Here is a 26296-nt window from a genome sequence, read left to right as displayed (position 1 = left end):
CTGCCCAGCCAATCGAAGGAAAACCTGCATGTCCGCCCCTTGCCCGCGAGCGCCTCGCCCTCTGCTACGCGCCGTCCACCTGGCCCTGTTCAGCCTGCCGCTGGCACCGTTGCCATTGCTGGCGGTGCTGCCGTCAAACGCCCTGGCACAAAGCGCAAGCACCCACTTCCAGATCGCCGCAGGCCCGCTGGGCACCGCGCTGAGCCTGTTCGCCACCCGCGCCAGCATCACCCTGTCGTTCGATGCGCGGCAAACCCAGGGCCTGCAATCGGCGGGCCTGCAGGGCAGCTACAGCATCGATGAAGGCCTGGCGCGACTGCTGGCGGGCAGCGGCCTGCAGGCCCAGCGCCAGTCCAATGGCGGCTACGTGCTGGTGCCAGCCGGCAACGGCGGCGCCGTCGAGCTGGGGGCCACCAGCATCGAAAGCAATACCCTTGGCGAGACCACCGAAAACACCGGCGCCTACACCACCGCCGCCACCCGCACCGCCACCAAGCTGCCGCTGTCGATCCGCGAAACCCCGCAATCGGTCACCGTGGTCACCCGCCAGCAGATGGATGACCAGGGCGCGCAGAGCATCACCGACGTGCTGCGCAACACCCCCGGCGTCTCCGCCCAGGCCTACGACAGCGACCGTACCGAATTCTCCAGCCGTGGCCTGGCCATCACCAACTTCCAGTACGACGGCGTCAACACCATCTACGACGGCGTGTACGATGAAGGCACCGCGCATGTCGACATGGCGATCTACGACCACGTCGAAGTGCTCAAGGGGGCCACCGGCCTGATGACCGGCTCCGGCGACCCTTCGGCCACCGTCAACCTGATCCGCAAGAAACCCACCGCGCAGTTCCAGGCCTCGCTGTCGGGCAGCGCCGGCAGCTGGGACGACTACCGTGGCGAAGGCGATGTTTCCGGCCCGTTGAACGACAGCGGCAGCGTGCGCGGGCGCTTCGTCGGCGCGCAGCAGGACAGGAAGGGCTACCAGGACTACTACCAGCAGAAGAAAGAGGTGTACTACGGCATCCTCGAAGTCGACGTCACCCCCGACACCCTGCTGACCGTGGGTATCGACCAGCAGACCACCACCCCGCGCGGCACCTCCTGGACCGGCAACCCGGTGTACTTCGCCGATGGCGGACGCACCGACTTTTCGCGCCGGTTCAACCCGGGGGCCGACTGGAGCCGCCGCGACTTCCAGAACCGCACCTACTTCGCCTCGCTGGAGCAGGCGCTGGCCAACGACTGGAGCCTGAAGCTCAGCGTCAACCAGCTGCAGAGCGACCACGACACGCGCCTGGCCTCGGCCAGCGGCGGCAATCCCGACCGTGCCACGGGCGAAGGCATGTTCATGTTCTGGGGCCGCTGGGAAGGTCACCGGGTGCAGAACACCGCCGACATCAACCTGTCCGGTCCCTTCACCCTGCTGGGCCGCCAGCACGACCTGGTGATGGGTTTCAACGCGGCCAACTCGCGCCAGACCGGCGCCACCTGGGACACCAGCCTGGGCGGCACACCGGGCAACATCTACGAATGGAACGGCAAGATCGGCGTGCCGGACTTCCCGAAAAACGGCAAGTACGAGCAGACCAAGCGCCAGAACGGCGCGTACATCGCCACCCGCCTGCGCCCCACCGACGACCTGTCGCTGATCCTCGGCACCCGCGTCAGCACCTTCAAGTACAACGACAACTACGATTACGACGGCCTCAACCCGGTGTACTTCAGCGACAACCAGGCCGGCTACAAGCAGCATGGTGTGGTGACCCCGTATGCCGGCGTGGTGTATGACCTGGACGACACCTACTCGGTGTATGCCAGCTACACCTCGATCTACCAGCCACAGACCTACAAGGACGCAAACCGCACCCCGCTGGATCCGGTGGAGGGCGACAGCTACGAGACAGGGCTGAAGGCGGCCTACTTCGAGGGTCGGCTCAATGCCAGCCTGGCGCTGTTCCGCATCGAGCAGGACAACGTGGCGGTGCAGACCGGCACCACCAACACCAACGAGGGGATCTACAAGGCTACCCGCGGCGCAACCACCGAGGGCGTGGAGCTGGAGATTGCCGGCGAACTGCAGGAGGGCTGGAACCTGTCGGCCGGCTATACCTATGCGCGCTCTCGCGACAAGGACCACCAGCGCATCTTCGGCTCGCCGATGAGCACCACCAAGCCTGAACAACTGCTGCGGCTGTTCACCACCTACCGCCTGCCGGGGGCGCTGGACAAGGTCACGGTGGGTGGCGGGGTGAACTGGCAGAGCGCGTTCTACGGCCAGATCTACAGCCCTACGGTGAAGGATTACACCTTCATCAAGCAGGGTGGCTACACCCTGGTCGACCTGATGGGCCGCTACCAGTACAACGACCACCTGAGCTTCACGCTCAACGCCAACAACGTGTTCGACAAGCGCTACCTGGCAGGGCTGGGCAACTTCGACACCACCTACTATGGCGAAGCGCGCAACCTGATGCTGACTACGCGCTGGGCGTTCTGATCGAAGGCCTGGGTCGATGATCCGGGCCACTTCGCCGGCAAGGCCGGCGAAGTGGCCAGCACGGACCTACTCCAGCATCCCGTGCAACACCCCACAATCAGCCGCATGCCAATCCACCAGCTGCGGCCACGGGTTCTGCGGCACATTCACCAGCACCGTGCGCGCACCCGCCGCACGCCCGCAGTCCAGATCGAAGCGATAGTCACCGACCATCACCATCTGCGCCGGTGCCACGTCCCACGCCTGGGCCAGTTGCAGCAGCCCGCCCGGGTGCGGCTTGGGCGGGGCCTCGTCGCGGCCGATGATGTCCTGCACCGGGAAGCAGTCGGCCAGGCCGATCGCCTCCAGCGTCACATGCGCCAGCTCGCGCGCATTGCGCGTCAGGATCCCCAGCCGGCAGCCTCGCGCCGCCAGCTCGCGCACCAGCGCCACCGCCCCCGGCGCCGCCTGCGAGGCCACTGCCAGTTCGCGCTCGTGCTCCAGCAGCCAGGCATGCTTGGCAGCCGCCTCTGCCGCAGGCAGGGCCGCCAGATGGGTAAGAATGTCGTCCTGCGCCGGGATGCCCAGCGCCACGCGAATGGCCGCAAAGTCATGCACGGCGACGGTCAGGGTGCCGTCCATGTCGAACACCCAGTGGCGAATCGAGCGCAGGCTCATGCCCAGTCCTTGCGATGGCGAATCAGGCCTTCCTGGCACGACGAGGCCACCAGCTGCCCGGCGCGATTGAAGATGCTGCCACGGGCAAAGCCGCGCGCATTGCCCGCCCACGGGCTGTCCATGGCGTACAGCAGCCAGTCATCGGCGCGCAGGTTGCCGTGAAACCACAGCGCATGGTCGAGGCTGGCCAGCTGCATGTCGCGGTGCCACACCGACTTGCCATGGGGCATCAGCGAAGTGGTCAGCAGGCCGAAGTCCGAGGCGTATGCCAGCATGTACTTGTGCAGCGCCTGGGAGTCGGGCAGGTTGCCGTCGGCACGAAACCACGCGTACTTCACCGGGTCGCCGGGCTTGGGGTTGAAGGGGTCCTTCTCGGTCACCGGGCGCACTTCGATGGGCTTGGCGCACAGCAGCTTGTCGCGAATATGCTCGGGCAACTGATCGGCCATGCGCTCGGCCAGTTCCACTTCCGACGGCAGGTTCTCGGGGCCGACCACCTGGGGCATCTGGCCCTGGTGCTCGAAGCCTTCCTCGTCGTACTGGAACGAGGCGCTGCAGGTGAAGATCGGCTGGCCCTTCTGGATCGCCGTCACCCGGCGGGTGCTGAAGCTGCCGCCGTCACGCACGCGGTCCACCGAATACACCACCGGCATCGACGCATCGCCCGGACGCAGAAAATAGCCGTGCAACGAATGCACGTGGCGCGCCTCTTCGACCGTCTGGCTGGCCGCCGACAGCGACTGGCCCAGTACCTGGCCCCCGTACAGCTGACGAAAGCCCAGGTCCTGGCTGCGTCCGCGGAACAGGTTTTCCTCGATCGCCTCCAGACTCAACAGGTCGACCAGATCGTCCAACACGTGGCTCATTCGAGATTCTCCAAAGCAAGGCCCAGGGCGCAAATAATACAGGGTTTGTCATTGGCGGCCTGTATGTTCTGCGATTCAGCCATGCAAGGTGGCCTGCCACTGGGCGCGGTTGATCCGGTACAGCACATGGGGGCGCAAGGGGTGGCCAGGCTCGAGGCGCGGGTGCTCGAAGTCGCCCAGCGGATCGGGCTGCATGCCGATGGCCTGCATCACCTTCTGCGACGGCAGATTGCCCTGGGTAGTGAACGACACCACTTCGTCCAGGCCCAGCTGGGCGAACGCACAGCGCAGGCAGGTCCAGGCCGCCTCGCTGGCGAAGCCCTGGCCCCAGTGGCGCCGCGCCAGGCGCCAGCCGATCTCCACCGCCGGGGTGAACGGCGCATCGAAGCTCACATTGAGCAAGCCGGTCATGCCGATGAACGCCCCGCTGTCCTGGCGCTCCAGGGCCCACAGGCCGAACCCGTACTCGGCAAAATGGCCGCGGATGCGGCCAATCAGTGCGGCGCTTTCGACCCGGCTCAGCGGCGCCGGGAAGTACTGCATCACCAGTGGGTCGGCACACAGGGCGGCGAACTCGGCGAGGTCGTCGTCCTGCCACTGGCGCAGCCGCAGCCGCGCGCTCTCCAGTTCAAGTATCGGGGTCATTGCCTGCTCCGTGATCACTGCCTTGCAGTGTACAGCGTAGGCAGGCAATGCCCGAGCGCCCAGCCTCAGAAACGGAAGTTGGCAGTCAACTCGGCTGAACGCCCCGGGGCCACCGTGGCGAACAGGCCCACGTGCGAGGCGTCGTAGATGGTTTCGTCGGTCAGGTTGAGCAGGTTGAGCTGCAGGTCGAGGTTCTTGTTGACCTTGTAGCCGACCATCGCGTCGTAGCGCCAGTAGTCGTCGACGGTGATGGTATTGGCGTCGTTCATGTAGCGCTCGTCCATGTAGTTGGCGCCAGCGCCGACTGTCCAGCGTGCATCGATGTCATACGAGGTCCACAGGCTGAAGCTGTTGGGCGCGATGAACTTGGACTGGTTGCCGTCGTTGGCGCCGTTGCCACCGGCCTTCACCACTTCGGCATCCAGGTAGGTATAGCCGGCCCACACCGCCCAGGCATCGGTGATGCGTCCGGTGGCGCCCAGCTCCAGGCCGGTGACACGCTGGTCGCCATCCAGTGCCACCAGGCCCGAGACTGGATCGGTCACGCGTGCATTGGTCTTCTCGGTACGGAACACCGCTGCGGTCAGCGACAGCTGCTCGTTGAACACGTCCCACTTGGTGCCCAGCTCCAGGCTGCGCGAGCGTTCGGGGTCGAGGTTGGCCTTGTTGCCGTTGAGGTTGCCGGCACCGGCACCATCGGCACCACCGGACTGGGTGTTTTCGCCCGACGGGTTGGACGAGGTGCCGTAGGACAGGTAGATGCTGCCGTTGGGCAATGGCTTGAAGACGATACCCACCTGGTAGTTCCACAGCTCGCTGGACGACTCGGCGCCACCGGCGACGCGGTTCTTCACGTCGTAGTCGTCGTAGCGCAGGCCCAGGTTCAGGTCCCACTGCTCATGCAGGCCGAGCGTGTCGAACACATACAGCGAGCGGGTGTCGGTCTGGTACTTGCTGGTGACCTGGCCGGTGCCCGGCAACAGGGTCCAGCCCCCGTCGTGCGGGTTGGGGTCGTAAAGGTCGCCCGGGCGTCCGTTGTTGCCCTGGTACTTGTCCTTGTCGGTGATGGTTTCGCGGCTGACTTCGATACCGGCTGCGTAAGTGTGCTTGATGGTGCCGGTGTCGAAGGTACCGAACAGGTCGGTCTGGTTGATCAGCGACGTGTTGACCACATTGCGCGGGCGAAAGCCCCGGGACACCAGCCCGCTCTCTTCCTGGCCCACATTGGCGAACACCGGACGGCTCATGACATAGTTCTGCATGGTGCGGCCACCGCGCAGGGTATTGCGCAGGCTCAGGTGTTCATTGAAGTCATGTTCAATGCTGAAGGTGGCAAGGTCGGCGGAAGTTTTCCGGAAGTCTCGATCCACCAGTCCGTAGAAGTTGTCGCGGTCGACCTTCACCGGCTTGTTGGTAATCAACGAAACCGGGTGGCCCTGATCGGGAATGTCGTCGGTTTGCAGGTGGTAGTAACTGGCGGTGACCCGGGTCGGGCCCTGCAGGCCCCAGGTGATCGTCGGCGCAATGCCCCAGCGGCTGACCTCGACATGGTCGCGCCCGGGGGTGTCGGCCTCGTGCTTCATCGCGTTGAGACGAAACGCCAGGTCCTGCTCGCCCAGGTACTGGTTGACATCGAGGGTGGTGCGACGCAGCTGGTCGGTGCCCAGGGTAAAGCTGCCGCCAATGAAGTCCTCGGCCTTGGCCGCCTTGCTCACCAGGTTGATCGAGCCGCCGGTGGAACCCCGGCCGCTGTAGGCCGAGCCCGGCCCCTTGACGATTTCCACGGTCTCGATGTTGAACGCCTCGTGGGAGGCGCGGCCCAGGTCGCGCAGGCCGTCGATCTGGATATCGGTACTGGCTTCGAAGCCGCGAATGAACGGGCGGTCGCCCAGTGGCGTGCCACCCTCGCCCGCGCCCAGGGTGATGCCGGGAGTGGTGCGCAGTACATCGGTCAGGGACGTGGCGCCACGCTCCTTGATCAGCGCTTCATTGATGATGGTCACGGACTTTGGCGTGTCGCGCAGCGGGGCGGTGAACTTGGGCGAGGAGGCGTTATCGACCTTGAACGTTTCATGGTGCACGCCCTTCACATCGGTGGCATCGAGTTCCACCGACGATGCGGTGGACGATGCAGCCGGTGTGGAAGTTTGCGCAATACTGGCTGTCGACCAGGAGGCTACCGCCAACCCCAGTGCAGTACACAGATGACCGGATTCAGAACGACGGCTTTTTATTGAAAGTTGTGCCATTGGTAATGCCCACCATCAGAAAATGATGCGCAATACTATTTACGAGCAATTATCACTCAAAGCCGATTTACATTATTTACGCCGCGTTTCAGTTTATGTCCGAAAGTAACAACTTATTACTTCATTGAATTGAAACTGCAACGTGCTGTTGCCCCTTGCCCCACAAGGCTTTCACATCGCCTTCACCGATTCACCACAGGCCGTTGCTTACCGTGCACACATTCTCGCGGTAGCCGGAGCGGCCCCATGTTGCACGATGCAGTACTCGACCAGACCTTGATCCCAGCCCGTCCGGGGCGACGACGACGCCTGCGTTCGGCGACGTTCCTGCTGGGCCTGTGCACCTTGCTTGCACTGGCCGTTTCAAGCCTGTGGCTGTTCAGAGGGTTGGCGATCGTGGACCTGGGTAGCGAAAGACAGATGCGCAACAGCGGTGTGTATGCCGACTGGGCCAAAGGTGAAGTCATCGTGCTGGTGCGGCATGCCGAGCGTTGCGACCGCTCGCGCAACCCGTGCCTGGATGATCCGCAAGGCATCACCCAGGCGGGCAGTCAGGCTGCGGCGCAGGTGGGCGAAGGGCTGCAGCGCCTGGGCCTGGAGCATGCCGACATACTGGCCAGCCCCCTGACCCGCACCCAGCAAACCGCGCACTTCATGTTCGGCAAGCTGGCAGCCAGTGAGGACTGGCTGCAGCAATGCAACAAGGGCTTCGCCGACAACGCCCTGGCGCGCAAGGCCGCCGAGCGCAACCTGGTGCTGGTGACCCACAGCGGCTGCATCGACCAGCTCGAACGCCAGTTGAACGTGCCCGGTGGCGAACGCTCCAGCGCCTACGCCGAAGCCGTATTCGTCTCGGTGGGCGCCAGCGGCAAACCGAGAATCCTCGGCCGCATGAACGCCCCCGAATGGCGCAAGCTGCTGGCCAGGGCGGAGCAATGAGCATGTCGCCACGCCAGTCGTTCTACCTCACCCACCTGGGCCTGCCCCTGCTGCTGGCACTGGTCGTGTTCGTGGCCTTCGACCTCACCGGCCTCGACCGCTGGTTCAGCCAGTTGTTCATCGACCCGGCCAGCGGCCAGTTCACCCTGCTGCACGACGCCTGGTTCGAGAAAGTGACCCACAAGTGGCCCCGCATCCTGCCCAACTGGACAGGCGAAGCCGCACTGATCGGCGCCCTGCTGTCCTTCGTGTGGCCGCTTTTCGCCCGCCATCCGCAGGCCGCCGCCACCCGGCTGCTGCAACGCAGCCGCATTGCCGGCGTGCTTCGTTTCACCACCCGGCACCGGCGCGACCTGCTGTTCGTGGTGGTGGCATTCGCACTGTGCACCGCCATCATTCACTACCTCAAGAGCCACACCGGGGTGTACTGCCCGGTAGAGACCACATTCTACGGCGGTGCCCATCCGCGCCTGGAGTGGTACCAACAGTTCGACCTGCTGCACAAGGCCGGTGACGGGCGCTGCTGGCCCGGCGGGCATGCCTCCAGCGGCTTCACCCTGATGGCGCTGTACTTCGTGGCCCGCCGCTGGCGCTGGGTGCACGCACGCAAGCTGCTGGGGTTCATCGTGCTACTGGGCATGGTGTACGGCACAACCCGCGTGATGCAGGGCTGGCACTACATGTCGCACACCTTCTGGGCGGGGATCTTCGTCTGGCTGACCTGCCTGCCGACCGCGCTGTGCTTCTACGGCCGCACCGTGCTGCAGGCACCGCTGAAGGCACCGCTGGAGTTACCGGCAACACCTCTGCGCGCTAACGCCATGCCAGCATCACTACGCCCAGAGTGATCAGGCTGATGCCGCCCCACTGGCGCAGGTCGAGCCGCTCGCCCAGCAGGGTAACGCCGAGCACCGCCACCAGCACCACGCTGAGTTTGTCCACAGGTGCTACCTGCGAGGCTTGCCCCAGCTGCAGGGCGCGGAAGTAGCAGACCCACGAGGCGCCGGTGGCCAGCCCCGACAGCAGCAGGAACAGGTAGCTGCGCGGCGAGATCGACCCCAGTGACTGGTACTGGCCGGTGGCGAACAGAATCAGCGCCAGGCTCACCAGCACCACCACCGTGCGCAGCAGGGTGGCGAAGTCCGAATTGATGCCGGTCACGCCAACCTTGGCAAATATGGCGGTCAAGGCGGCGAATATCGCCGACAGAATCGCCCAGAACGTCCAGGAAGCCAGCATGGGTGCACCCCTGTCGAGAACCTGCGCGCAGTGTAGATCGCTGGCGCTGGCTGTACAGCAACTGGCAAGATCGAGGCCTGCCCCGGTTAGAAGCTGCCATGCCCCTGCCCCTGATCTACCACGACGACTACAGCCCGGAGTTTCCTGCCGGGCACCGCTTCCCGATGGACAAGTTCCGCCTGTTGCGCGACCACCTGGTCGACAGCGGCCTGACCACCGATGCGGCCTTGCTGCGCCCCGAGCTCTGCCCCAGCGACATCCTCGCCCTGGCCCACGAGCCGGGCTACATCGAGCGCTACATGAACGGCGACCTGAGCCGCGAAGACCAGCGCCGCCTGGGCCTGCCCTGGAGCGAAGCGCTGGCACGGCGCACCGTGCGCGCGGTCGGCGGCTCGCTGCTGGCCGCCGAACAGGCCCTGCAGCATGGCATCGCCTGCCACCTGGCCGGCGGCACGCACCACGCACACTACGATCACCCGGCCGGCTTCTGACTTTATGCTGACCAGCTCTGTAAACAAAGTCAGCATCCTTTTGAAAACAGCTATTTTTTTGCACCTGCCGAGAGCAGAAACGTCATAAACCAAGCATTTCGGGGATAAAGTTTACAATTCCTAAGCGGATTCCAATACCGTGCCAAGCGGTTTTGGGGCATCTACGACACGCATGTTTAAAGCTTCGGTCCTCTCGAAAAGGAATGCAGATGCACATCCGCCACGCCCAGTTCAGTGATGTTCAGGCCATTGCCGAGATATACAACCAGGGGATCGAAGACCGCACCTCTACGTTCGAGACCCAGCCGCGCACCGCCATGGATGTACAGCCCTGGGTTGCCGATATGTCCCGCTATCCGGTACTGGTCGTCGAGTTCGACGGCGCGGTAGTGGCGTGGGCGAACCTGAGCAGCTACCGCGCGCGTTCGTGCTACGCCGGCATCGCCGACTTCTCGATCTACCTGCACCGCGACGTCCGCGGACGTGGCATCGGCAAGACGCTGCTCAAGGCATTGCTCGGTGAGGCAGAAGCACGTGGTTTCTGGAAAGTGCTCTCCCGCATTTTCACCTTCAACGAGGCGAGCTGGGAAATTGCGCCGTACTTGACCAGTGAGTCTCACCAAAGCTGACCTAGTGTTTGCATTCGACTTGACCACTCAATTGCATTCGACTTGACCAGTCGTTTGCGTTCAGCGCCGCCAGGTGCACCTGAGCTGTATCCATCCGGCGAAGTCATCTACCCAGCCCTGCAAAGCCAAGACATGGTGTGCACTTAAATTTTAGTGGACACCATTTCTAGCCTTTTGAGCGGGTATTTCATGCAGCCACAACGCCGTTCCTACTCCAAATCCTTCAAGGCCCAGGTCATTCAAGAGTGCGCCCAGCCCGGGGCCTCGATTGCCAATGTCGCGCTGAGCCACAGCCTTAACGCCAATCTCGTCCATAAATGGATTCGAGTGCAAACACAGAAAGCCATGGCGCTGCAACCTGCGTTCATTCCGTTGTCCTTGCAGCCAGACGGAGAAAATTCGCAGGCTGCGTTATCGACTATCTGTCTCGAAATCTCACATCCGCGCGGCACCGTCAAAGTGAACTGGCCGACCGAAAGCGCTGCCGCCTGCGCCACCCTTCTGCGAGACCTGTTGCGATGATCCGCATCGATGCCATCTGGCTCGCCACCGAGCCCATGGACATGCGTGCCGGTACCGACACTGCTCTGGCGCGGGTGGTCGCGGTGTTCGGTGCGGCTCAACCGCACTGTGCTTATCTGTTTGCCAACCGCCGCGCCAATCGAATGAAAGTGCTGGTGCACGATGGGTTGGGTATCTGGCTGGCGGCGCGCCGTCTGCATCAGGGCAAGTTTTTCTGGCCGGGTTCTCGACACGGCTCTCAGATGGAATTAGGTGCCGAACAACTGCATGCCCTGGTGCTGGGTTTGCCTTGGCAAAGAGTTGGCCCAGGCAGCGTAATTTCCATCATATAACGCCTGCCACGACCAGCCAGGCCTTGCAATTGTCCGGTGAGCCTATCGTCGCTTTTAGGCTGTTCTGGCAAAATCGGCGGCATGACTTCGCTTCCTAATCTCGACCGCTTAAACCCTGAACAGCTGCGTGCTCTGGCGGCGCAGTTGATGCAGCGTGTCGAGAATCTCGATCAGAAAGTCGAGACGATGGGTAAGCAAATCCACCATCACAAAACGGTCAACGAAAAACTGGCCCACGAGATAGCGCAGCTCAAGCGCTTCAAGTTTGCCAAGCGCAGCGAGCAACTAAGCCCGGGTCAGGCCAGCCTGCTTGATGACCTGATCGACACCGACATCGCGGCCATCGAAGCCGAGCTTGAAGCGCTGCAACCCGCGCCTGTTTCGACCGAGGCTCGGCAAAAACCTAAACGTACCGCCTTGCCGCCGCAGTTTCCGCGCACCCTGATCCACCACGAACCCGATAACAGCCACTGCCAGTGCGGCTGCGTCCTCAAGCGCATCGGCGAGGATGTCAGCGAGAAGCTCGACTACACGCCGGGCGTGTTCACCGTGGAGCGTCACATCCGTGGCAAGTGGGTCTGCGATCAGTGCGAAACCCTGATCCAGGCACCGGTTCCGGCGCAAGTCATCGACAAGGGCATCCCGACCGCCGGCCTGCTAGCCCACGTGATGATCGCAAAGTTCGCCGACCATTTACCGCTCTATCGTCAGGAGTCGATTTTTGGTCGGGCCGGTCTGGCCATTGCCCGTTCGACCTTGGCGCAATGGGTCGGCAGCTGTGGCGTGCAGTTGCAGCCGCTGGTCGATGCCCTGCACGATGCTGTTCTTGAACATGGCGTAATCCATGCCGATGAAACGCCGGTGCAGATGCTTACGCCGGGCGCAAAAAAAAACCATCGCGCGTATGTCTGGGCCTACGCCACCAGCCAGTTCTCGGACTTGGCAGCGGTCGTTTACGACTTCAGTCCGAGCCGCGCCGGAGAGAATGCACGCAACTTCCTGCAAGGCTGGAAAGGCAAGCTGGTCTGTGATGATTTTGGCGGCTACAAGACTAGCTTTGAACTGGGCGCCACCGAGATTGGCTGCATGGCCCATGCACGGCGCAAGTTCTTCGAGCTGCACGCCACGAACAAGAGCCAGCTCGCCGAACAGGCCTTGCGCTACATCCAGTTGCTTTACGAAATCGAGAGTGAAGTCCGCCACGTGGAACCGGACTTACGCCGCCGAATACGCCAAGAAAAAGCCGTGCCGGTGATGGATGCCTTGCATGCCTGGATGATCACCCAGCGCCAACTTGTACACGATGGCTCGGCTATCGCCAAAGCTTGGATTACAGCCTGAAACGCGGGACAGCGATGTCGCGATACCTCGATGACGGGGCCGTACCCATAGACAACAACTGGGCAGAGAACCAGATCCGACCTTGGGCTCTTGGACGCAAGAACTGGCTCTTTGCAGGGTCGCTACGCAGTGGAAAACGGGCGGCAGCGATCATGAGCTTGATCCAATCCGCGCGGCTCAACAGGCATGATCCGTACGTGTATCTTAAAGATGTCCTCACGCGCCTGCCGACGCAGCGCGCGAGTGAAATCGATCAGCTGCTGCCGCATAGTTGGCAGCCAATCTAATCACGCAAAGCGTGATAACAGCACATAGCTAGGAGCATGTTGTCCATAGCCATCAGCTAATTAAGACGCGTCGACTTTCCAGAATGGAAAAAAAGTACATGCCAGCCAGCATGGCTAAAAAGAATATGAGGGCTTGCCAATGCCAGGTAAGTAAAAGAGCGACTGCTGGCCCAGGGCAGATTCCCGCAATTCCCCACCCTGTACCGAACAACAGGCTGCCACCAATCAAGCGTGCGTCCAACTCGTTTTTCAGTGGTAGCTGCATGCGGGCTCCCAGTAAAGTTCGTCTTTTCTTACGCGCCCAATTCAGAGGGATGACCGCTACTGAGATCGCCCCTAGTATTACCAGTGCGAGTGACGGATCCCAGGCCCCAGCCACATCAAGAAAGGCCAATACTTTAGCGGGGTTCGCCATGCCTGCCAGTAGCAGACCCAATCCAAATATCAAGCCTGCAAAAAATGCAGTTAATTTGATCATCTTTAAACTCCCAGCACATGGCGACTGACGTATACCGTCGCAAATCCAGTAGTCATAAAGCACGCCGTTGCTACGATGGAGCGAGGTGATAGTCGGGAGACCCCACATACTCCGTGGCCGCTCGTACAGCCCGAACCGTAACGCGTTCCCACGCCAACGAGCAGACCCGCTATGACTAGGGCAGGCCACTCTGTATTAATCGCTATCTTTGGCAAGACAGTGAACGCGCCCCACAACAATGGTGAAATCACAAGGCCAAGCAGAAACAATGCTTTCTCGCTCCAGCCTTCACTGGGAAATTGCATCACGCCTCCAAGCAAGCCGCTGATGCCTGCGATACGGCCATTTGCGAGAATGAACAAGCTGACGGCCATTCCTATTAAGGCTCCACCGCACAATGAAGTCCATGGCGTGAAGTTGATCCAATCAATGCTCAATCTGTATCTCCTGCACAAAAGGGGCCGGTAAAGGACGTTGATAAGCAAAGCATAATAACCATTCGTACGGCTCGGGGTATCTGCGGGGAAAATTCCCTGAGGCCAGACAGAACGCGGTGATCAACCAAGATGTGTTTGGCAGACGCTTACGTACTAGCGGCACCTGGCACGGGAGTACAGGCAGGTTGCTCGTTCAAACGATGAGCGGCAAATCAGCACTTTTTTGACGTCAGTCCGCGGTTAGCCCTACCCATGCGATTCCAGTAGACTCTCACTGGGTGCTAGCCGCATAGGGCGGTGAGGCAGGTTAAAAGCAACGCCGGTCGGGCCGCCGCGCGCGAGTAACTGTGCCGATGCATACACCTGAGCTCCCCCGCGCCCAGCAAATGGCTGAGCGTGCCTTTGCCAACCTAGAGCGTTTCCTGCATATCGAAGCCGTCAGTGGCATCGTCCTTTTGGTCGTCGCCATTTCCGCACTGATCTGGGCCAATTCCCCAGCGGCTGACAGCTATGAGGCCCTCTGGCATACCCCGTTGTCATTCGGTATCGGAACGTACGTCGTATCGCAATCCCTGCACTTCTGGATCAACGACGGCCTGATGACCATATTCTTCCTGGTTGTCGGGATGGAGATTCGTCGCGAGATCCATGAAGGGGCGTTATCCAGCCTACGTCAGGCGACTTTACCAATGGCTGCAGCGCTTGGTGGCGTTGCCGTGCCTGCGCTGCTTTACCTCGCGTTCAATCACCAGGCACCACAACAAAACGGTTGGGCGGTACCCACCGCCACAGACATCGCGTTCGCCGTCGGCATACTGGCTCTGCTTGGCAAGTCGATTCCCTCGAACATCCGAGTATTCCTTCTGGCCCTTGCGATCATCGACGACATCATTGCCGTTCTGATCATCGCCTTCTTCTACTCGGGCGGCCTTGAATACTCAGGTTTTGCTGTCGCAGCGGTAGGCCTCGTGATGGTTATCGCTTTGCAGAAGATCGGGATTGGTTCCGCCTATGCGTATGTCATCCCGGGAGTCATCACCTGGATCGGGATACTGATGACAGGCGCTCACCCTACGTTGGCTGGTGTGGTTCTCGGGATGATGACGCCAGTCGTCGCGATACCCATGCGCGAGCGCCCGCTGGATGCCATTGCACGGTTCTCAGGTGAATTAATAGGTCGTGCCAAGGCCACGGAGCAAGATGCAAGTGATTTAATGGACCCGCTCAAACGACTGCGCCTGGCCCAGCGTGAGCTCCTGCCTCCGGTGGTTCGGGTGCAAAGTGCGCTACACCCCTGGGTGGCGTACGCCATCATGCCGTTGTTCGCCTTGGCCAATGCGGGAGTAAATTTGGGTGGGATCGACCTGTCGAGCGAGGCGCCTCATTGGGTGATGCTAGGCATCGGTATTGCATTGGTGGCAGGCAAGCCGCTAGGCGTTCTGAGCGTAAGCTGGCTGATGGTCCGCCTAGGCTGGTGCACACTGCCGGCGGGCGTTAACTGGAGTGGCATTACCCTGATCGGCTTGTTGGCCGGCATCGGCTTCACCATGTCGATCTTCATTGCCACGTTGGCGTTCGCCGACGCCAGCTTGCTTGGCGCGGCCAAGGTCGGAGTACTGTCCGGATCGGTGATCTCTGCTGTCATCGGCATTGCTTGGGGAATGCGGAAAGTGCGCCGGACACACCCTGGCGCCTCAGCGAAAGCAGCCTAACTTCAAGCCTCGTATACCAACCTGTCAGACATTGAAGCTCTGGCAGGTTGCCCTGGTGCGCCGAGAGTGCGGTCGCTTATCAGGCCGGCTCCGGTTGATCCGCTCGGACAAATGGCACTGGAGTGGATGTGATCGGCGTGAACCGGGCGACAACCACACTGGTGGATCGTTCTGGTATGCACGATAAACCCGATGGTGTTGATACCTTGATGGGCCACTGACAACAGGCATAAGGCCATCTTAACCAGGAAATTAAGGTGGCCAGCTAGGCGTGAGGTTGTACCCTCAGCAAGGGGTAGGAGAAGGCTTCAGGTGAAAGATCATCGCCTTAAAGCCCCTCCTGGCCGCGCGTTCCGGTATTCATTTAGGTCGATGCAGCTTAGATCAACATGACAAAGAGCCATGGACGGGGTTACTGATTGGAGTGCGCGCTGGTTGAAGATTTCGATACGCTTGCTATAAGATCTTTACAGGAGATGGCATTCCTCCTTTAAACCGCCTCGTGCTGATGATGCCTACGTGAACCCTGGACAGGGTGCGTAGGTGTGCCCCCTGTCCGCCAATTCAGGACAGAACCGTGACACAGAATTTTATCTCAGCCTTCTCTCGCAATCGCCTGTTATCAGCACCTCCTCGGCTCTATCAGCCAAGAGGAGATACTCAGCCATGCTGAAATCACTGATTGTTATTGCTATCGGCGCATCACTTGGCGCTTGGTTGCGCTGGCTCCTTGGGATGAAGCTCAACGCGTTGTTCCCGACAATTCCCCCAGGTACGGTGGTAGCGAACATGGTCGGGGGATACATCATTGGTCTGGCGATCGCGTTCTTGGCCGCGTCTCCCTCCCTAAGCCCTGAGTGGCGGCTGCTGATAATCACGGGTTTCTGTGGGGGACTTACCACCTTTTCCACCTTTTCAGCCGAAACAGTTGCTCTCATCCAAGAAGGGCGATTGCTGTGGGCACTCGGTTCGATCTCGTTGCACGTAGTGGGCTCGTTGGCGATGACGGCTGCCGGGCTTCTGTCCTTTCAAATGATTGGCTCGCGTTGAGGAGATTACAATGAAAGGCTTCCTCGTGATTTTCTTTACCCAACAAAACCGTCGCTACCAAGGAAAGATGCTCGGTGACTGGATCGTTGATTTAGCCAAGGAAATGGGGCTGCGTGGCGCAACACTCTCTACAGGCATTGAGGGTTTTGGGCATACCGGTCGACTGCACTCCTCACATTTTTTTGAATTGGCGGATCAGCCGACAGAGATCCGCATGGCCATCACCGAGGACGAATCCGAAAGGTTGTTCAAGCGATTGGAGCTTGAGGAGATCTCCGTGTTTTACATCAAGACCCCAATCGAAATGGGCACCGTTGGCAAAAAGGCCACCTAGTGTCCTGTCTCGGAAATAAGCTGTTCACTTTTGGCGGCGTCCTGGGCGCCCGGCCGGCGTTGCCACTCCTCGCCATAGCCCTGCTATGACTCGTCACGGCGCCTTGGCCGAACACCCAAGTCACTCGCCAAAAGAGAACGTATGTCTGAGACAGGCCACCTAGCCTCTTCCTTCATTCGAACACTGGAGTTATGTAAATGAGCTATGCGGATATCCCTGCTGGAAATGCAATTCCCGATGACTTTTTTACCGTTATCGAGATACCTGCAAATCACTCTCCGATCAAGTACGAGGCGGACAAACAAAGCGGGCAGATCTTCGTTGATCGCTTCCTCAGTACGCCGATGTTCTATCCGGCCAACTACGGATTTATACCGAACACGCTAAGCGATGACGGCGATCCCATTGACGTATTGGTGATCTGTCCTTATCCGGTCTCTCCTGGTGTTGTCATTCGCAGTCGTCCGGTTGGCGTGATGTACATGACAGACGAAGCAGGCGCCGATGCCAAAGTAATCGCTGTTCCTCATGACAAACTCAGCTCGATGTACAGCGCTGTCAAGGAAAGCGAAGATCTTCCCCCACTTCTGCTTGCGCAAATCCAGCACTTCTTCGAAAACTACAAGGCGTTGGAGCCGGGTAAGTGGGTGAAGATGGAGCGCTGGGGTAACGCAGATGAGGCTAGGGAAGAAATACGTAAGTCAGTAGCGGCTTACACCACAAAAAAAGCTGATGCTTGAGAGGGAAATCTGGGCTCAACGGATTAAGCGCTTCGGGTCGCACCGGCTGAATCATTGTCAGACGTACCAAGGGGCGCAAATTTTTCCATGACTTCTGCATGAATGACTTGAAATAGCGGCGCCTCGAAGCGTGCGCCTCACATAGCCAGACTAGAAAATGGCGTCCATTTGAATTTGATCGGACGCCAGCGCATCACCTGATTTAGTCAGAAAGATGTGCTGCCCGAACGGATACGGAAAAAGCCGCCCGAAGGCGGCCAAGGGGACTACATGGATGAATCCTGAGTGTAGTCCTGATCCATCACTTTTTCAGGGTTTCGAGGTACTCCTTCAGAGTCTTGTCGTCCGCCGCTTTGACGGTCATGCCTTCAGGGCCGGCACCGACATCAGTGAACTGCTTGGCCGGCTCACCGCGAACAAGACCATCGCCGACACCGACTGGTCGGGCTGCGACCTGGTCATCGAGGCCAGCGGTAAGATGAAGTCGGTAGCTGTGCTCCAAGCCTACCTGGATCAGGGCGTCAAACGTGTGGTGGTCTGCGCTCCAGTGAAGGAGAAAGGTGCACTGAACGTGGTGATGGGCGTCAACCAGCACTTGTTCGACCCGGCGCAGCACCGGATCGTCAACGCCGCCTCCTGCACCACTAACTGCCTGGCCCCGGTGGTCAAAGTGATTCACGAAAGCCTGGGCATCCGCCACGGTTCGATCACCACCATCCACGACCTCACCAATACCGAGAGCATCCTCGATACGCCGCACAAGGATCTGAGCCGCGCGCGCCTCGGGCATGAGCTTGATCCCAACCACCACGGGTTCGGCCACCGCGATAGCCGAGATCTTCCCCGAGCTGCGCGGCAAGTTGAATGGTCACGCCGTGCGCGTACCGCTGGCCAACGCCTCACTGACCGACTGCGTGTTCGAAGTGGAACGTGAGATCACGACTGCCCAGGAAGACGGCGTTTCCCTGGATGTGGGCTTCTACTACATGTCCAACGCCCTGGGGCGCTTGGTCGGCACCCTGCTGTCAGGTTGGGTGTTTCAGGCCTATGGGTTGGAGACTTGCTTGTGGGTTTCCAGCATGTTCGTATTGACCGCCGCGCTCATCTCGATCGGACTGCCCAGACACCACGAAATGAAACAGCAGAGCCACTGATTACTTAATCAAGGCGGATGCATTCGTTGGCATAGCTCTAGCAGACTATCTATGCGCCATGCCCGCGACGAAGAATTACTATGTTGGATCAGCCTCTTATGAATCAAACAAACATCACTGATACTCCCCAAGATTCACGCTGGACTGTTTTCCTCATTTTTTTGCGTTTGGGTCTGACCTCTTTCGGAGGCCCAATCGCTCATCTGGGGTACTTTCGGGATGAGTTCGTGGTGCGTCGGCAATGGCTAAGCGAGCGCAGTTACGCAGATTTGGTTGCCCTTTGTCAGTTTCTACCAGGTCCTGCTAGTAGCCAGGTTGGCATGGCACTGGGGCTGACACGCGCTGGCTATGGCGGCGCACTGGCTGCATGGTTAGGTTTCACATTACCTTCGGCGATTGCCCTCATCCTCTTCTCACTTGGCATTGCCAACTATGGCGATGCTCTGCCGGCTGGCGTGCTGCACGGTTTGAAGGTAGTAGCTGTGGCAGTAGTCGCCCAAGCGGTGTGGGGTATGGGACGCAATCTGTGTCCTGATGTGCCACGTATTTCTATCATGGCAGCATCGACATGCTCGGTATTGCTGCTCCCATCCGCCTTGGCGCAAATAGGGGTCATTGCGCTTGCCGCAGTCATTGGCGTGCTGCTATTCAAGCCGCAACCGTGCGGAGCCCATAAGCCGCTGCCCATTGGCATCCGACGCCGCGCGGGCCTGTGCTGGCTGACTTTGTTCTTTGCCCTGTTGCTCGGCCTACCTCTTCTGGCTACGTGGTTACCAAGTCAGATGCTGTCGAGTATGGATGCCTTCTACCGTGCCGGATCGCTGGTTTTCGGGGGCGGGCATGTCGTGCTGCCACTCTTGCAATCCGAAGTCGTGACTTCAGGCTGGGTCGATAACGATGTGTTCTTGGCAGGCTATGGCGCCGCGCAGGCAGTTCCTGGACCGCTATTCACCTTCGCGGCATTTCTTGGCGCCTCGATGAACCAGGAGCCCAATGGCTGGGTAGGAGGTCTGGTTTGCCTGCTGGCGATCTTCGCACCTTCATTTTTACTCGTGGTGGGCGCTTTACCGTTCTGGGAGCATCTGCGCCGTGACATACGCACGCAGGCAGCACTGCTTGGCATCAACGCAGCTGTAGTCGGTCTATTGCTCGCCGCCCTCTATCAGCCAGTTTGGACGAGTGCGATACACGCTCCGCAGGACTTCGGCTTGGCGCTCATGGCGCTGGTTGCCTTGGTGTTCTGGAAGCTGCCACCTTGGCTGGTCGTACTCGGCAGCGGCATTTCGGGTGGTTTGTTGAGTATCGCCTTATGAATTCACAACCTGCTTGCCTCTCTAGGCAGTTAGCACCCCGCTTACATACTCCAGCGGCCTTTTGCCCGTAGCAACCATATCCCATATCGGTTCTGGATGATCTGCCAGCATACATGGGGTAGTCGGGAAGAAGTGGCACGTTGGACACCTTGCGCTCTCCCCATTCAGTGAACGGTTGAGGGTGGTGGACTGGCAACGAGAAGCTGGAAATCGTTCACCGCATGGTAAAGCGACTCGGCCAAAATCCAAAGTCGGCGAACCTCATGTGCTGGGGCTCCGCCCTCGTCAGCATCCTTAAAGGCCCGATAAGCTGACAGTGCCTCAAGTAGCCGAAGCTCGCCAGCGAGCACCGCACCCTCGATTGTCCGTTTCATGGCTCGCCCCGGCCAATTGATTAGAAAACTATAGGACATCTCGCGCCGCTGGACGCCTGAATCGCCCTTGGTTCACTAGAAACGCTCCGCCGTGATGATTACGAGGATGAAACTACGCGTAGGCTCTCAATGGGCCACCAAGGCTAATCTCCTGACCGGCTAGCAGGAGTGCGCTGTGCTAGCCGACTCTGCTCAACTGCTTGGTTTACATAATCCCAAAGCCCTCTGCCCGTAGCGCCCACATCCAGTATCGGTTTGGATGATCTGTGCGCCATTCAAAAGGGTTATGAGCACACCTTGCAGAGACGGCATTTTCTTCGAGCCAACGCCATGATGTGATAAGGCAAGCCCTGGCGGCGCTGAACGCAAACGACTGGTCAAGTCGAATGCAAATGGATGGTCAAGTGAGTGCAATTACCCAGCGAGCCTCGCGCTCTGCCAGGCCTGCGACTTCAGGACTGTTGGCGTCTACGAGAAGCATGCTTGTCTTGAAGGTCGGTGGCTGGATTGCGCGATCGTTGAGCGGGTTTTTCCGTCGAACCAGCCCGGCCCAGATGGCGAAGCAACTGGGGCATGAGGTAGCCCGCGTCAGCCCCTACACCCCTGAGGGTTGCTGAGGCAAAGTTCCTTTGCTTGGGCAGCCCGACGAAGTACAGGCCGGGCACCTGATCTGCCACGCCGTTTCGCTGCAGGACACGACCTTGCTGATCGGCGACTGGAAGCTGTGCCAGAAACTCCAGGTTCGGCCGGAAACCGGTGGCGAAGATCAGCGCGTCGACCTCGTGGGTGGTTCCATCTGGCCAGACAACACCGTCGGGCAGCACCTGCTGGAACATCGCTTTGCGCTGAAGTCGGCCGGTACCCAAGGCCTGCCGGTACTTACCGGTGTCCAGCACAGGTGTGCTCTGATCACTCAACCACCGCGTTTGCTCCAACCCGGTGAGTTTCAGCCAGGCATGAAAATCAAGCCCCAGGATCCGCTGGGGGAAGAAGCGGATCTTTTCGCGGGTAGCCAGCACTACCTGCGCAACGCCGGCAAGCTCATAGGCAATTTGAACCGCCGAGTTCGCCGCGCCGACCACGACGACGCGCTGGCCAGCAAACGCCTCAGGCGTTCGATACATCGAGCTGTGCAGACAGGTACCTGAAAAGCTTTCCAGGCCAGGAATGTCAGGCATGTAGGGCCGGCTGAAACCGCCCGAGGCCACTACCACGGCGCGCGCGGTGAAGGATGCTCCATTGTCGCAGCGGACCTTAAATGCCTTGTCCTTCTGCACGACCTTCCGCACTCGGATGCCGCCCTGAAAAGGCAGCTTGTGATCGGCGGCGTAGGTCTCCAGGTACTGCACCACTTCGTCTCGCAGCGGGTAGCCCTTGGGATCGCCGGGAAACACCATCCCCGGTAGCGCGGAGTACTCCGCCGGGGAGAACAGCTGCAGGCTGTCGTAGTAGTTGCGCCAGTTCCCGCCAGGGCGTGCCTGCTCATCCAAGATCACAAAGCCCAGGCCGTGTTGCTGCAAATGCCAGCCCAGCGCCAAACCCGCTTGCCCACCACCGATGACGACCACATCCACTGTCTGACTCAACTTATCCATATGTGCGCACTCATGCATATATAAGGGCAAAAAAAGGGCACGAGTTACGGGCAGCACAGCGAGACCAGACCCTTGGTTCGCTGGAGCAAGCCCTCCAGGCGCTCGACGATCGCCCCACCGTTCACTTCGTAGAACACCTGCCTGCCCAGCTTCGTGGCCTTCACGATCTGGGCGTCATGCAGCACCTGCAGGTGACGGGAGATCACTGAACGCTCCTGCGGCAGCTCTTTGGCGATTTCACCGACATCCGCCCGGCCCAGCAGAAGCACGCGCTTGAATACCGCGACCCTGGAGGGCTCGCAGAGCGCTTTGAAGAAGGCTTCGTCCAGCGACTCTATGGCAGCGTCGATGGCTTGGGTGCGGAGGTTCTGGTTGGTCGTCATGCCGCCAATATATGTGCATGAACGCGCACATGTAAAGCCGATCATCCCCGGAGGGGTTGCGATACATTCGAAAAATCGTATATTCGAAAGTACATATATATGCAGTACCCCGCACACAGAGAGCCGCCATGACAGATCCGCTGACGCCTACCAAGGTTTTCAAATGCCTCGCCGACGAGAACCGCATTCGGATGATGCTGCTGATCGCTCGCGAAGAAGAGCTCTGCGTCTGTGAGCTGACCTGTGCGCTGGAAGAGAGCCAGCCCAAGGTTTCCCGCCACCTGGCGCAACTGCGCACCTGTGACTTGCTGGCAGACCGCCGCCAGGGCCAATGGGTTTACTACCGGCTGCATCCTGAACTGCCCGCCTGGGTACGCGAGATCCTGAAAACGACGCTGGAGGCCAACAGCGAGTGGCTGAACAGCAGTTCCACTCGACTGGACGCCATGGGTGACCGCCCACAGCGTGCCGCCACCTGTTGCTGATTACTGCCGAGCAAAATCCGATGAAAGTATTGTTCCTGTGCACCGCCAATAGCTGCCGCAGCATCCTCTCCGAGGCTGTATTCAACCACCTGGCCCCGGCCGGCATGAAAGCCTACAGCGCTGGCAGCCAGCCAAAGGGCGAGGTGCATCCGCTGTCCATCTCCGCGCTGCAGCGCGCCGGTATTTCCACCGAGGCCCTCAGCAGCAAATCCAGCGATGCGCACGCCGAGCTCGCCCCGGATTTTGTCATCACCGTTTGCCACAAGGCCGCCGGCGAAGCCTGCCCTGTGTTCTTCGGGCCGGCAGTAAAAGCCCATTGGGGGCTTTCCGATCCGTCGGACCTGCAGGGCAGCCCCGCCGAGCTGGACGCGGCGTTCGACACCACGCTTGAGCAGATCAAGCGACGCCTCAAGGCATTCCTCGCACTGCCGTTTGAACAACTGGATGCCGCTCAACTCAAGGTCGAGTTGGCCCGCATCGGAACGCTCTGACGTTCAGGGAGATCCACCATGAGCAAAAGCCGACTTTCATTCCTCGATCGCTACCTGACGGTCTGGATCTTTCTGGCCATGGGCCTGGGTATCGCCCTTGGCAGCCTGTTCCAGGGATTGCCGGCCTGGCTGAACAGCCTGTCGGTAGGCTCGACGAACATCCCTATCGCCATCGGACTCATCGTCATGATGTATTCGCCCTTGGCCAAGGTGAAGTACGAGGAGCTGCCCCAGGTTTTCAAGGACAAACGCATCCTCACACTGTCGCTGATCCAAAACTGGGTGATCGGCCCGGTGCTGATGTTCGGGCTGGCCGTTGTCTTCCTTTCCGACAAACCTGAGTACATGACCGGCCTGATCCTCATCGGCTTGGCGCGTTGTATCGCCATGGTGCTGGTGTGGAACCAGATTGCCGGTGGCAACAACCAGTACGTGGCGGGCCTGGTCGCCTTCAACAGCATTTTCCAGATCCTGTTTTTCAGCGTGTACGCCTGGATCTTCCTGGGCCTGCTGCCGCCGCTGTTTGGCCTTGAGGGTAGCGTCATCGAGACCAGCTTCCTCGAAATCGCCCAATCGGTGCTGATCTATCTGGGAGTTCCGTTCCTGGCCGGCTTCCTGACCCGCAAGATTCTGATCAGCAGCAAGGGCGAGACCTGGTACCAGGAGCGCTTCATTCCGAAGATCAGCCCGCTGACGCTCGTGGCGTTGCTGCTGACCATCGTGGCCATGTTCAGCCTGAAGGGCGACATGGCGCTGCAACTGCCGCTGGATGTGCTGCGCATCGCCATCCCGCTGACCATCTACTTCGTGGTGATGTTCTTCATCAGCTTCTGGATGGGCAAGCTGCTGGAAGCCGACTACCCACGCACCACCGCGCTGGCGTTCACCGCAGCGAGCAATAACTTTGAACTGGCCATTGCCGTGGCCATCGCCACTTTCGGCCTCGCTTCGCCGGTCGCCTTTGCCACCGTCATCGGGCCTTTGGTGGAAGTGCCGGTACTGATCTCTCTGGTGGGCGTGGCCTTGTGGCTCAAGCGCCGCTGGTTCGATCAGGCGTCCGGCGCCTTGTCTCAGGAGTGAAATCATGACCGAACACCACATCCCCAACATCGACAACGACCTCGTCGACCTGCTATCCGCCGACAAGCTGGCGATCGAGCAGCCGTCCACCCACAAACCGCGCATCCTGTTGCTGTACGGATCGACCCGCGAACGCTCCTTCAGCCGTCTGCTCACAGAAGAAGCGGCACGCCTGCTGGAGCACTTCGGTGCGGAGACGCGGATCTTCAATCCCACGGGCCTGCCACTGGCGGATGACGTGCCCGATGACCACCCCATGGTCAAGGAGCTGCGCGATCTGGTGCTGTGGTCCGAAGGTATGGTCTGGTGCTCGCCGGAACGCCACGGTGCAATGACCGGCGTGTTCAAGTCTCAGATCGACTGGATTCCACTGAGCATGGGCGCCGTGCGCCCGACTCAAGGCAAAACCCTTGCGGTGATGCAGGTCTGCGGCGGCTCGCAGTCGTTCAACGTGGTCAACCAACTGCGCGTCCTCGGCCGCTGGATGCGCATGTTCACCATCCCCAACCAATCGTCCGTGCCCAAGGCCTACCTAGAGTTCGACGACGCCGGTCGCATGAAGCCGTCCGCCTACTACGACCGTGTCGTCGACGTGATGGAAGAGCTCGTGAAGTTCACCCTGCTGCTTCGTGACCGCTCCGATTACCTGGTCGATCGCTACTCCGAGCGCAAGGAGTCGGCGGAAGAGCTTTCCAAACGCGTTAATCAACGATCCATCTGAGGCTTATCGAGCATGCAATTGCACCCGTACTCCGTGCTGGCCAACTCCGAGTTGATCGGTCAGCTGATCTTCACCCCGTGCCCGGGCACCAAGGACACCTCGGTATCTCAGGCGTTGGCAACGCTGCGCGAAGCCGGCGCGAGCGCACTGGTCACCCTGATGCCCAGTGAAGAGCTGCTGCAGAACGAGATCGATCTGCTGCCCGAGGAGTGCCAGTTGCTCGGCCTCGAATGGTTCCACCTGCCGGTGGAAGACGACCAGGCGCCCGGCGAGCCCTTTGCTGCCGCCTGGGAGACCCACCGGGAACGCCTGAAGGCGCTGGTGACGAACGGTGAGTCGATCGCTATTCACTGCAAGGGCGGCTCCGGCCGCACAGGCCTGTTCGCCGCTCGACTGATGATCGAGTGCGGTATTCCCGTGCAGGAAGCTGTTGCTCAGGTCCAGGCCCTGCGCCCACGAGCGATCCTGAACCCTGCGCACGTCGACTACATCAACCAGTTCGCCAATACCCTCTGACCGTCATTGGCTACGGCATCGTCCAGTCGTTTGCTCCTCACATCACCGGCAAGAAACGCGGTCATGTGCCCGACGGCCGAGCGGCCTTCATTTGGGCGCTCGCCCTGGCCGGCCTGCCTGCGCTTATTGCCGTGGGCCTATCGGCAGGTTGGACGGCGCAGGTGGTGCTGCTCGGTGGGCTGATGCTGCTCGGTGTACTGTTCGCAGTGAACTCATCTCTGCACAGCTATCTGATTGTCAGCTATGCCAAGGAAGATGGCGTCTCCCTGGATGTGGGGTTCTACTACATGTCCAACGCCCTCGGGCGCTTGGTCGGCACGCTGCTGTCAGGTTGGGTGTTCCAAGCCTATGGGTTGGAGGCTTGTTTGTGGGTCTCCAGCATCTTCGTATTGGCTGCAGCACTCATTTCTATCGCCTTGCCCAGGCATGGTGAAACGGCAGAACCGGTAAGGTGAATGTTCTCAGAATGGATCAGGCCCATCGTCGAAACCGTGGAAAGTGATCTCTACGGGTTCAGTCTCACGCTGCCATCCGAACACATACTGGACCCACTGATGTTCACCCTGCTGCCGGTCGGCTACCAGCAGAAGCGTCCAACCCGCAGTAAGCAGCTGGTTGGCATTCACCTCACTTCGAGTGCTGATGAGCCGGGTTGTCTTGTCGATACTCATTGAATGTGCCCCTCCTCTGATTGACCAATGATGAAGTAGCTCAGCGCCTAGGAGATTCGATCTGA

25 protein-coding genes, 5 pseudogenes and 1 riboswitch are annotated in these 26296 nt (G+C 60.3%); of the genes and pseudogenes, 20 read left to right on the top strand and 10 right to left on the bottom strand.

The features are described from left to right. Window positions 1-28 precede the first annotated feature (28 nt). On the top strand, window positions 29-2500 hold the full coding sequence (locus V9K84_RS25835; RefSeq protein WP_088513851.1) for a TonB-dependent receptor: 2472 nt from the start codon (window positions 29-31) through the stop codon (window positions 2498-2500). A 66-nt stretch (window positions 2501-2566) separates the two neighbouring features. Here V9K84_RS25835 and V9K84_RS25830 read toward each other — a convergent pair whose 3' ends face one another. From V9K84_RS25830 to V9K84_RS25815, 4 genes are all read right to left on the bottom strand, one after another. Beyond that, window positions 2567-3157: an HAD family hydrolase gene (locus tag V9K84_RS25830; RefSeq protein WP_043863858.1), complete on the bottom strand. Its 591-nt coding sequence runs from the start codon at window positions 3155-3157 to the stop codon at window positions 2567-2569. Next, window positions 3154-4023 (bottom strand): acyl-CoA thioesterase II, encoded by an 870-nt coding sequence (tesB, locus tag V9K84_RS25825; protein WP_043863859.1) that lies wholly within the window; start codon window positions 4021-4023, stop codon window positions 3154-3156. The genes V9K84_RS25830 and tesB overlap by 4 nt, the downstream gene beginning before the upstream one ends. Window positions 4024-4098: 75 nt before the next feature. Next, window positions 4099-4668 (bottom strand): GNAT family N-acetyltransferase, encoded by a 570-nt coding sequence (locus V9K84_RS25820; RefSeq protein ID WP_043863860.1) that lies wholly within the window; start codon window positions 4666-4668, stop codon window positions 4099-4101. Window positions 4669-4733: 65 nt separating this feature from the next. Further along, the gene (locus tag V9K84_RS25815) at window positions 4734-6779 is read right to left on the bottom strand and encodes a TonB-dependent siderophore receptor (protein ID WP_235384365.1); all 2046 of its coding nucleotides are present in this window, start codon (window positions 6777-6779) and stop codon (window positions 4734-4736) included. 384 nt (window positions 6780-7163) lie between these two features. Here V9K84_RS25815 and V9K84_RS25810 point away from each other — a divergent pair, with 384 nt between their 5' ends. Both V9K84_RS25810 and V9K84_RS25805 read left to right on the top strand, forming a co-directional pair. Continuing rightward, window positions 7164-7856, top strand: a complete 693-nt coding sequence (locus V9K84_RS25810) for a histidine phosphatase family protein (protein ID WP_088513852.1) — start codon at window positions 7164-7166, stop codon at window positions 7854-7856. Window positions 7857-7858: 2 nt separating this feature from the next. Continuing rightward, entirely contained in the window at window positions 7859-8704 is an 846-nt protein-coding gene (locus tag V9K84_RS25805) for a phosphatase PAP2 family protein (protein ID WP_088513853.1), read from the top strand. On the opposite strand, the gene V9K84_RS25800 is transcribed toward V9K84_RS25805, so the two are convergent. After that, a complete protein-coding gene (locus tag V9K84_RS25800; protein WP_088513854.1) occupies window positions 8670-9095 on the bottom strand; it encodes an EamA family transporter in 426 nt (141 codons plus the stop codon). The two genes, V9K84_RS25805 and V9K84_RS25800, sit on opposite strands and share 35 nt — an antisense overlap. Before the next feature lie 98 nt (window positions 9096-9193). Between V9K84_RS25800 and V9K84_RS25795 the strand changes: the two are divergent. From V9K84_RS25795 to V9K84_RS25775, 5 genes and pseudogenes are all read left to right on the top strand, one after another. Beyond that, window positions 9194-9583 (top strand): annotated as a pseudogene (locus V9K84_RS25795) (histone deacetylase); the annotation flags it as partial. 212 nt (window positions 9584-9795) lie between these two features. Beyond that, window positions 9796-10170, top strand: a pseudogene (locus V9K84_RS25790) (arsinothricin resistance N-acetyltransferase ArsN1 family A); the annotation flags it as partial. A gap of 234 nt (window positions 10171-10404) precedes the next feature. After that, complete coding sequence (locus V9K84_RS25785) at window positions 10405-10737, top strand: transposase (RefSeq protein WP_232858673.1); 333 nt, start codon at window positions 10405-10407, stop codon at window positions 10735-10737. Further along, a complete protein-coding gene (gene tnpB / locus V9K84_RS25780; protein WP_088513857.1) occupies window positions 10734-11069 on the top strand; it encodes an IS66 family insertion sequence element accessory protein TnpB in 336 nt (111 codons plus the stop codon). Before V9K84_RS25785 ends, tnpB begins: the two co-directional genes overlap by 4 nt. Before the next feature lie 81 nt (window positions 11070-11150). Beyond that, a pseudogene (locus V9K84_RS25775) lies at window positions 11151-12697 on the top strand (IS66 family transposase). Window positions 12698-12749: 52 nt separating this feature from the next. On the opposite strand, the gene V9K84_RS25770 reads toward V9K84_RS25775, so the two are convergent. Both V9K84_RS25770 and V9K84_RS25765 read right to left on the bottom strand, forming a co-directional pair. Then, window positions 12750-13175, bottom strand: a complete 426-nt coding sequence (locus tag V9K84_RS25770; protein ID WP_088513858.1) for a DUF6691 family protein — start codon at window positions 13173-13175, stop codon at window positions 12750-12752. Between the two features lie 2 nt (window positions 13176-13177). After that, on the bottom strand, window positions 13178-13612 hold the full coding sequence (locus tag V9K84_RS25765; RefSeq protein ID WP_088513859.1) for a YeeE/YedE family protein: 435 nt from the start codon (window positions 13610-13612) through the stop codon (window positions 13178-13180). 353 nt (window positions 13613-13965) lie between these two features. Between V9K84_RS25765 and nhaA the strand changes: the two genes are divergently transcribed. From nhaA to chrA, 6 genes and pseudogenes are all read left to right on the top strand, one after another. Next, window positions 13966-15324 (top strand): Na+/H+ antiporter NhaA, encoded by a 1359-nt coding sequence (nhaA, locus tag V9K84_RS25760; RefSeq protein WP_088513860.1) that lies wholly within the window; start codon window positions 13966-13968, stop codon window positions 15322-15324. A 463-nt stretch (window positions 15325-15787) separates the two neighbouring features. Then, a riboswitch (Fluoride riboswitch) is annotated at window positions 15788-15849 on the top strand. A 141-nt stretch (window positions 15850-15990) separates the two neighbouring features. Continuing rightward, window positions 15991-16374: a fluoride efflux transporter CrcB gene (gene crcB, locus V9K84_RS25755; RefSeq protein ID WP_014753597.1), complete on the top strand. Its 384-nt coding sequence runs from the start codon at window positions 15991-15993 to the stop codon at window positions 16372-16374. A gap of 10 nt (window positions 16375-16384) precedes the next feature. Then, complete coding sequence (locus V9K84_RS25750; RefSeq protein ID WP_041167213.1) at window positions 16385-16708, top strand: DUF190 domain-containing protein; 324 nt, start codon at window positions 16385-16387, stop codon at window positions 16706-16708. Between the two features lie 197 nt (window positions 16709-16905). Beyond that, window positions 16906-17448, top strand: a complete 543-nt coding sequence (ppa, locus tag V9K84_RS25745; protein WP_088513861.1) for an inorganic diphosphatase — start codon at window positions 16906-16908, stop codon at window positions 17446-17448. A gap of 403 nt (window positions 17449-17851) precedes the next feature. After that, a pseudogene (locus V9K84_RS25740) lies at window positions 17852-18383 on the top strand (type I glyceraldehyde-3-phosphate dehydrogenase); the annotation flags it as partial. 332 nt (window positions 18384-18715) lie between these two features. Then, window positions 18716-19915, top strand: a complete 1200-nt coding sequence (gene chrA / locus V9K84_RS25735) for a chromate efflux transporter (protein WP_088513875.1) — start codon at window positions 18716-18718, stop codon at window positions 19913-19915. Window positions 19916-20741: 826 nt separating this feature from the next. Here chrA and V9K84_RS25730 read toward each other — a convergent pair. Together V9K84_RS25730 and V9K84_RS25725 are read right to left on the bottom strand one after the other, a co-directional pair. Continuing rightward, window positions 20742-21884, bottom strand: a complete 1143-nt coding sequence (locus tag V9K84_RS25730) for an NAD(P)-binding domain-containing protein (protein WP_088513862.1) — start codon at window positions 21882-21884, stop codon at window positions 20742-20744. A gap of 44 nt (window positions 21885-21928) precedes the next feature. Next, window positions 21929-22267, bottom strand: coding sequence for a metalloregulator ArsR/SmtB family transcription factor (locus V9K84_RS25725; RefSeq protein ID WP_088513863.1), 339 nt, complete (start codon window positions 22265-22267; stop codon window positions 21929-21931). A gap of 128 nt (window positions 22268-22395) precedes the next feature. Between V9K84_RS25725 and V9K84_RS25720 the strand changes: the two genes are divergently transcribed. From V9K84_RS25720 to V9K84_RS25695, 6 genes and pseudogenes are all read left to right on the top strand, one after another. Next, window positions 22396-22752, top strand: coding sequence for a metalloregulator ArsR/SmtB family transcription factor (locus V9K84_RS25720; protein ID WP_019752756.1), 357 nt, complete (start codon window positions 22396-22398; stop codon window positions 22750-22752). A 20-nt stretch (window positions 22753-22772) separates the two neighbouring features. Then, window positions 22773-23243 carry an arsenate reductase ArsC gene (locus V9K84_RS25715; RefSeq protein WP_088513864.1) on the top strand — a complete coding sequence of 157 codons (471 nt, stop codon included), beginning with the start codon at window positions 22773-22775 and terminating at the stop codon, window positions 23241-23243. 18 nt (window positions 23244-23261) lie between these two features. Then, window positions 23262-24323, top strand: a complete 1062-nt coding sequence (gene arsB / locus V9K84_RS25710) for an ACR3 family arsenite efflux transporter (protein WP_088513865.1) — start codon at window positions 23262-23264, stop codon at window positions 24321-24323. A 4-nt stretch (window positions 24324-24327) separates the two neighbouring features. Continuing rightward, entirely contained in the window at window positions 24328-25044 is a 717-nt protein-coding gene (gene arsH, locus V9K84_RS25705; RefSeq protein WP_088513866.1) for an arsenical resistance protein ArsH, read from the top strand. Between the two features lie 12 nt (window positions 25045-25056). Then, on the top strand, window positions 25057-25560 hold the full coding sequence (locus V9K84_RS25700; protein ID WP_088513867.1) for a cyclin-dependent kinase inhibitor 3 family protein: 504 nt from the start codon (window positions 25057-25059) through the stop codon (window positions 25558-25560). A 2-nt stretch (window positions 25561-25562) separates the two neighbouring features. Beyond that, a pseudogene (locus tag V9K84_RS25695) lies at window positions 25563-26015 on the top strand (MFS transporter); the annotation flags it as partial. Between the two features lie 6 nt (window positions 26016-26021). On the opposite strand, the gene V9K84_RS25690 reads toward V9K84_RS25695, so the two are convergent. Beyond that, window positions 26022-26231 carry a hypothetical protein gene (locus tag V9K84_RS25690; protein ID WP_088513868.1) on the bottom strand — a complete coding sequence of 70 codons (210 nt, stop codon included), beginning with the start codon at window positions 26229-26231 and terminating at the stop codon, window positions 26022-26024. Between the last annotated feature and the right edge of the window lie 65 nt (window positions 26232-26296).

Source organism: Pseudomonas sp. AE27 (genome assembly GCF_037113495.1).
In the GTDB taxonomy this organism is placed as follows: domain Bacteria; phylum Pseudomonadota; class Gammaproteobacteria; order Pseudomonadales; family Pseudomonadaceae; genus Aquipseudomonas; species Aquipseudomonas palmensis.
The sequence above is the reverse complement of the archived record's forward strand: the minus strand, read 5'-3'. Positions and strand labels throughout refer to the sequence as shown.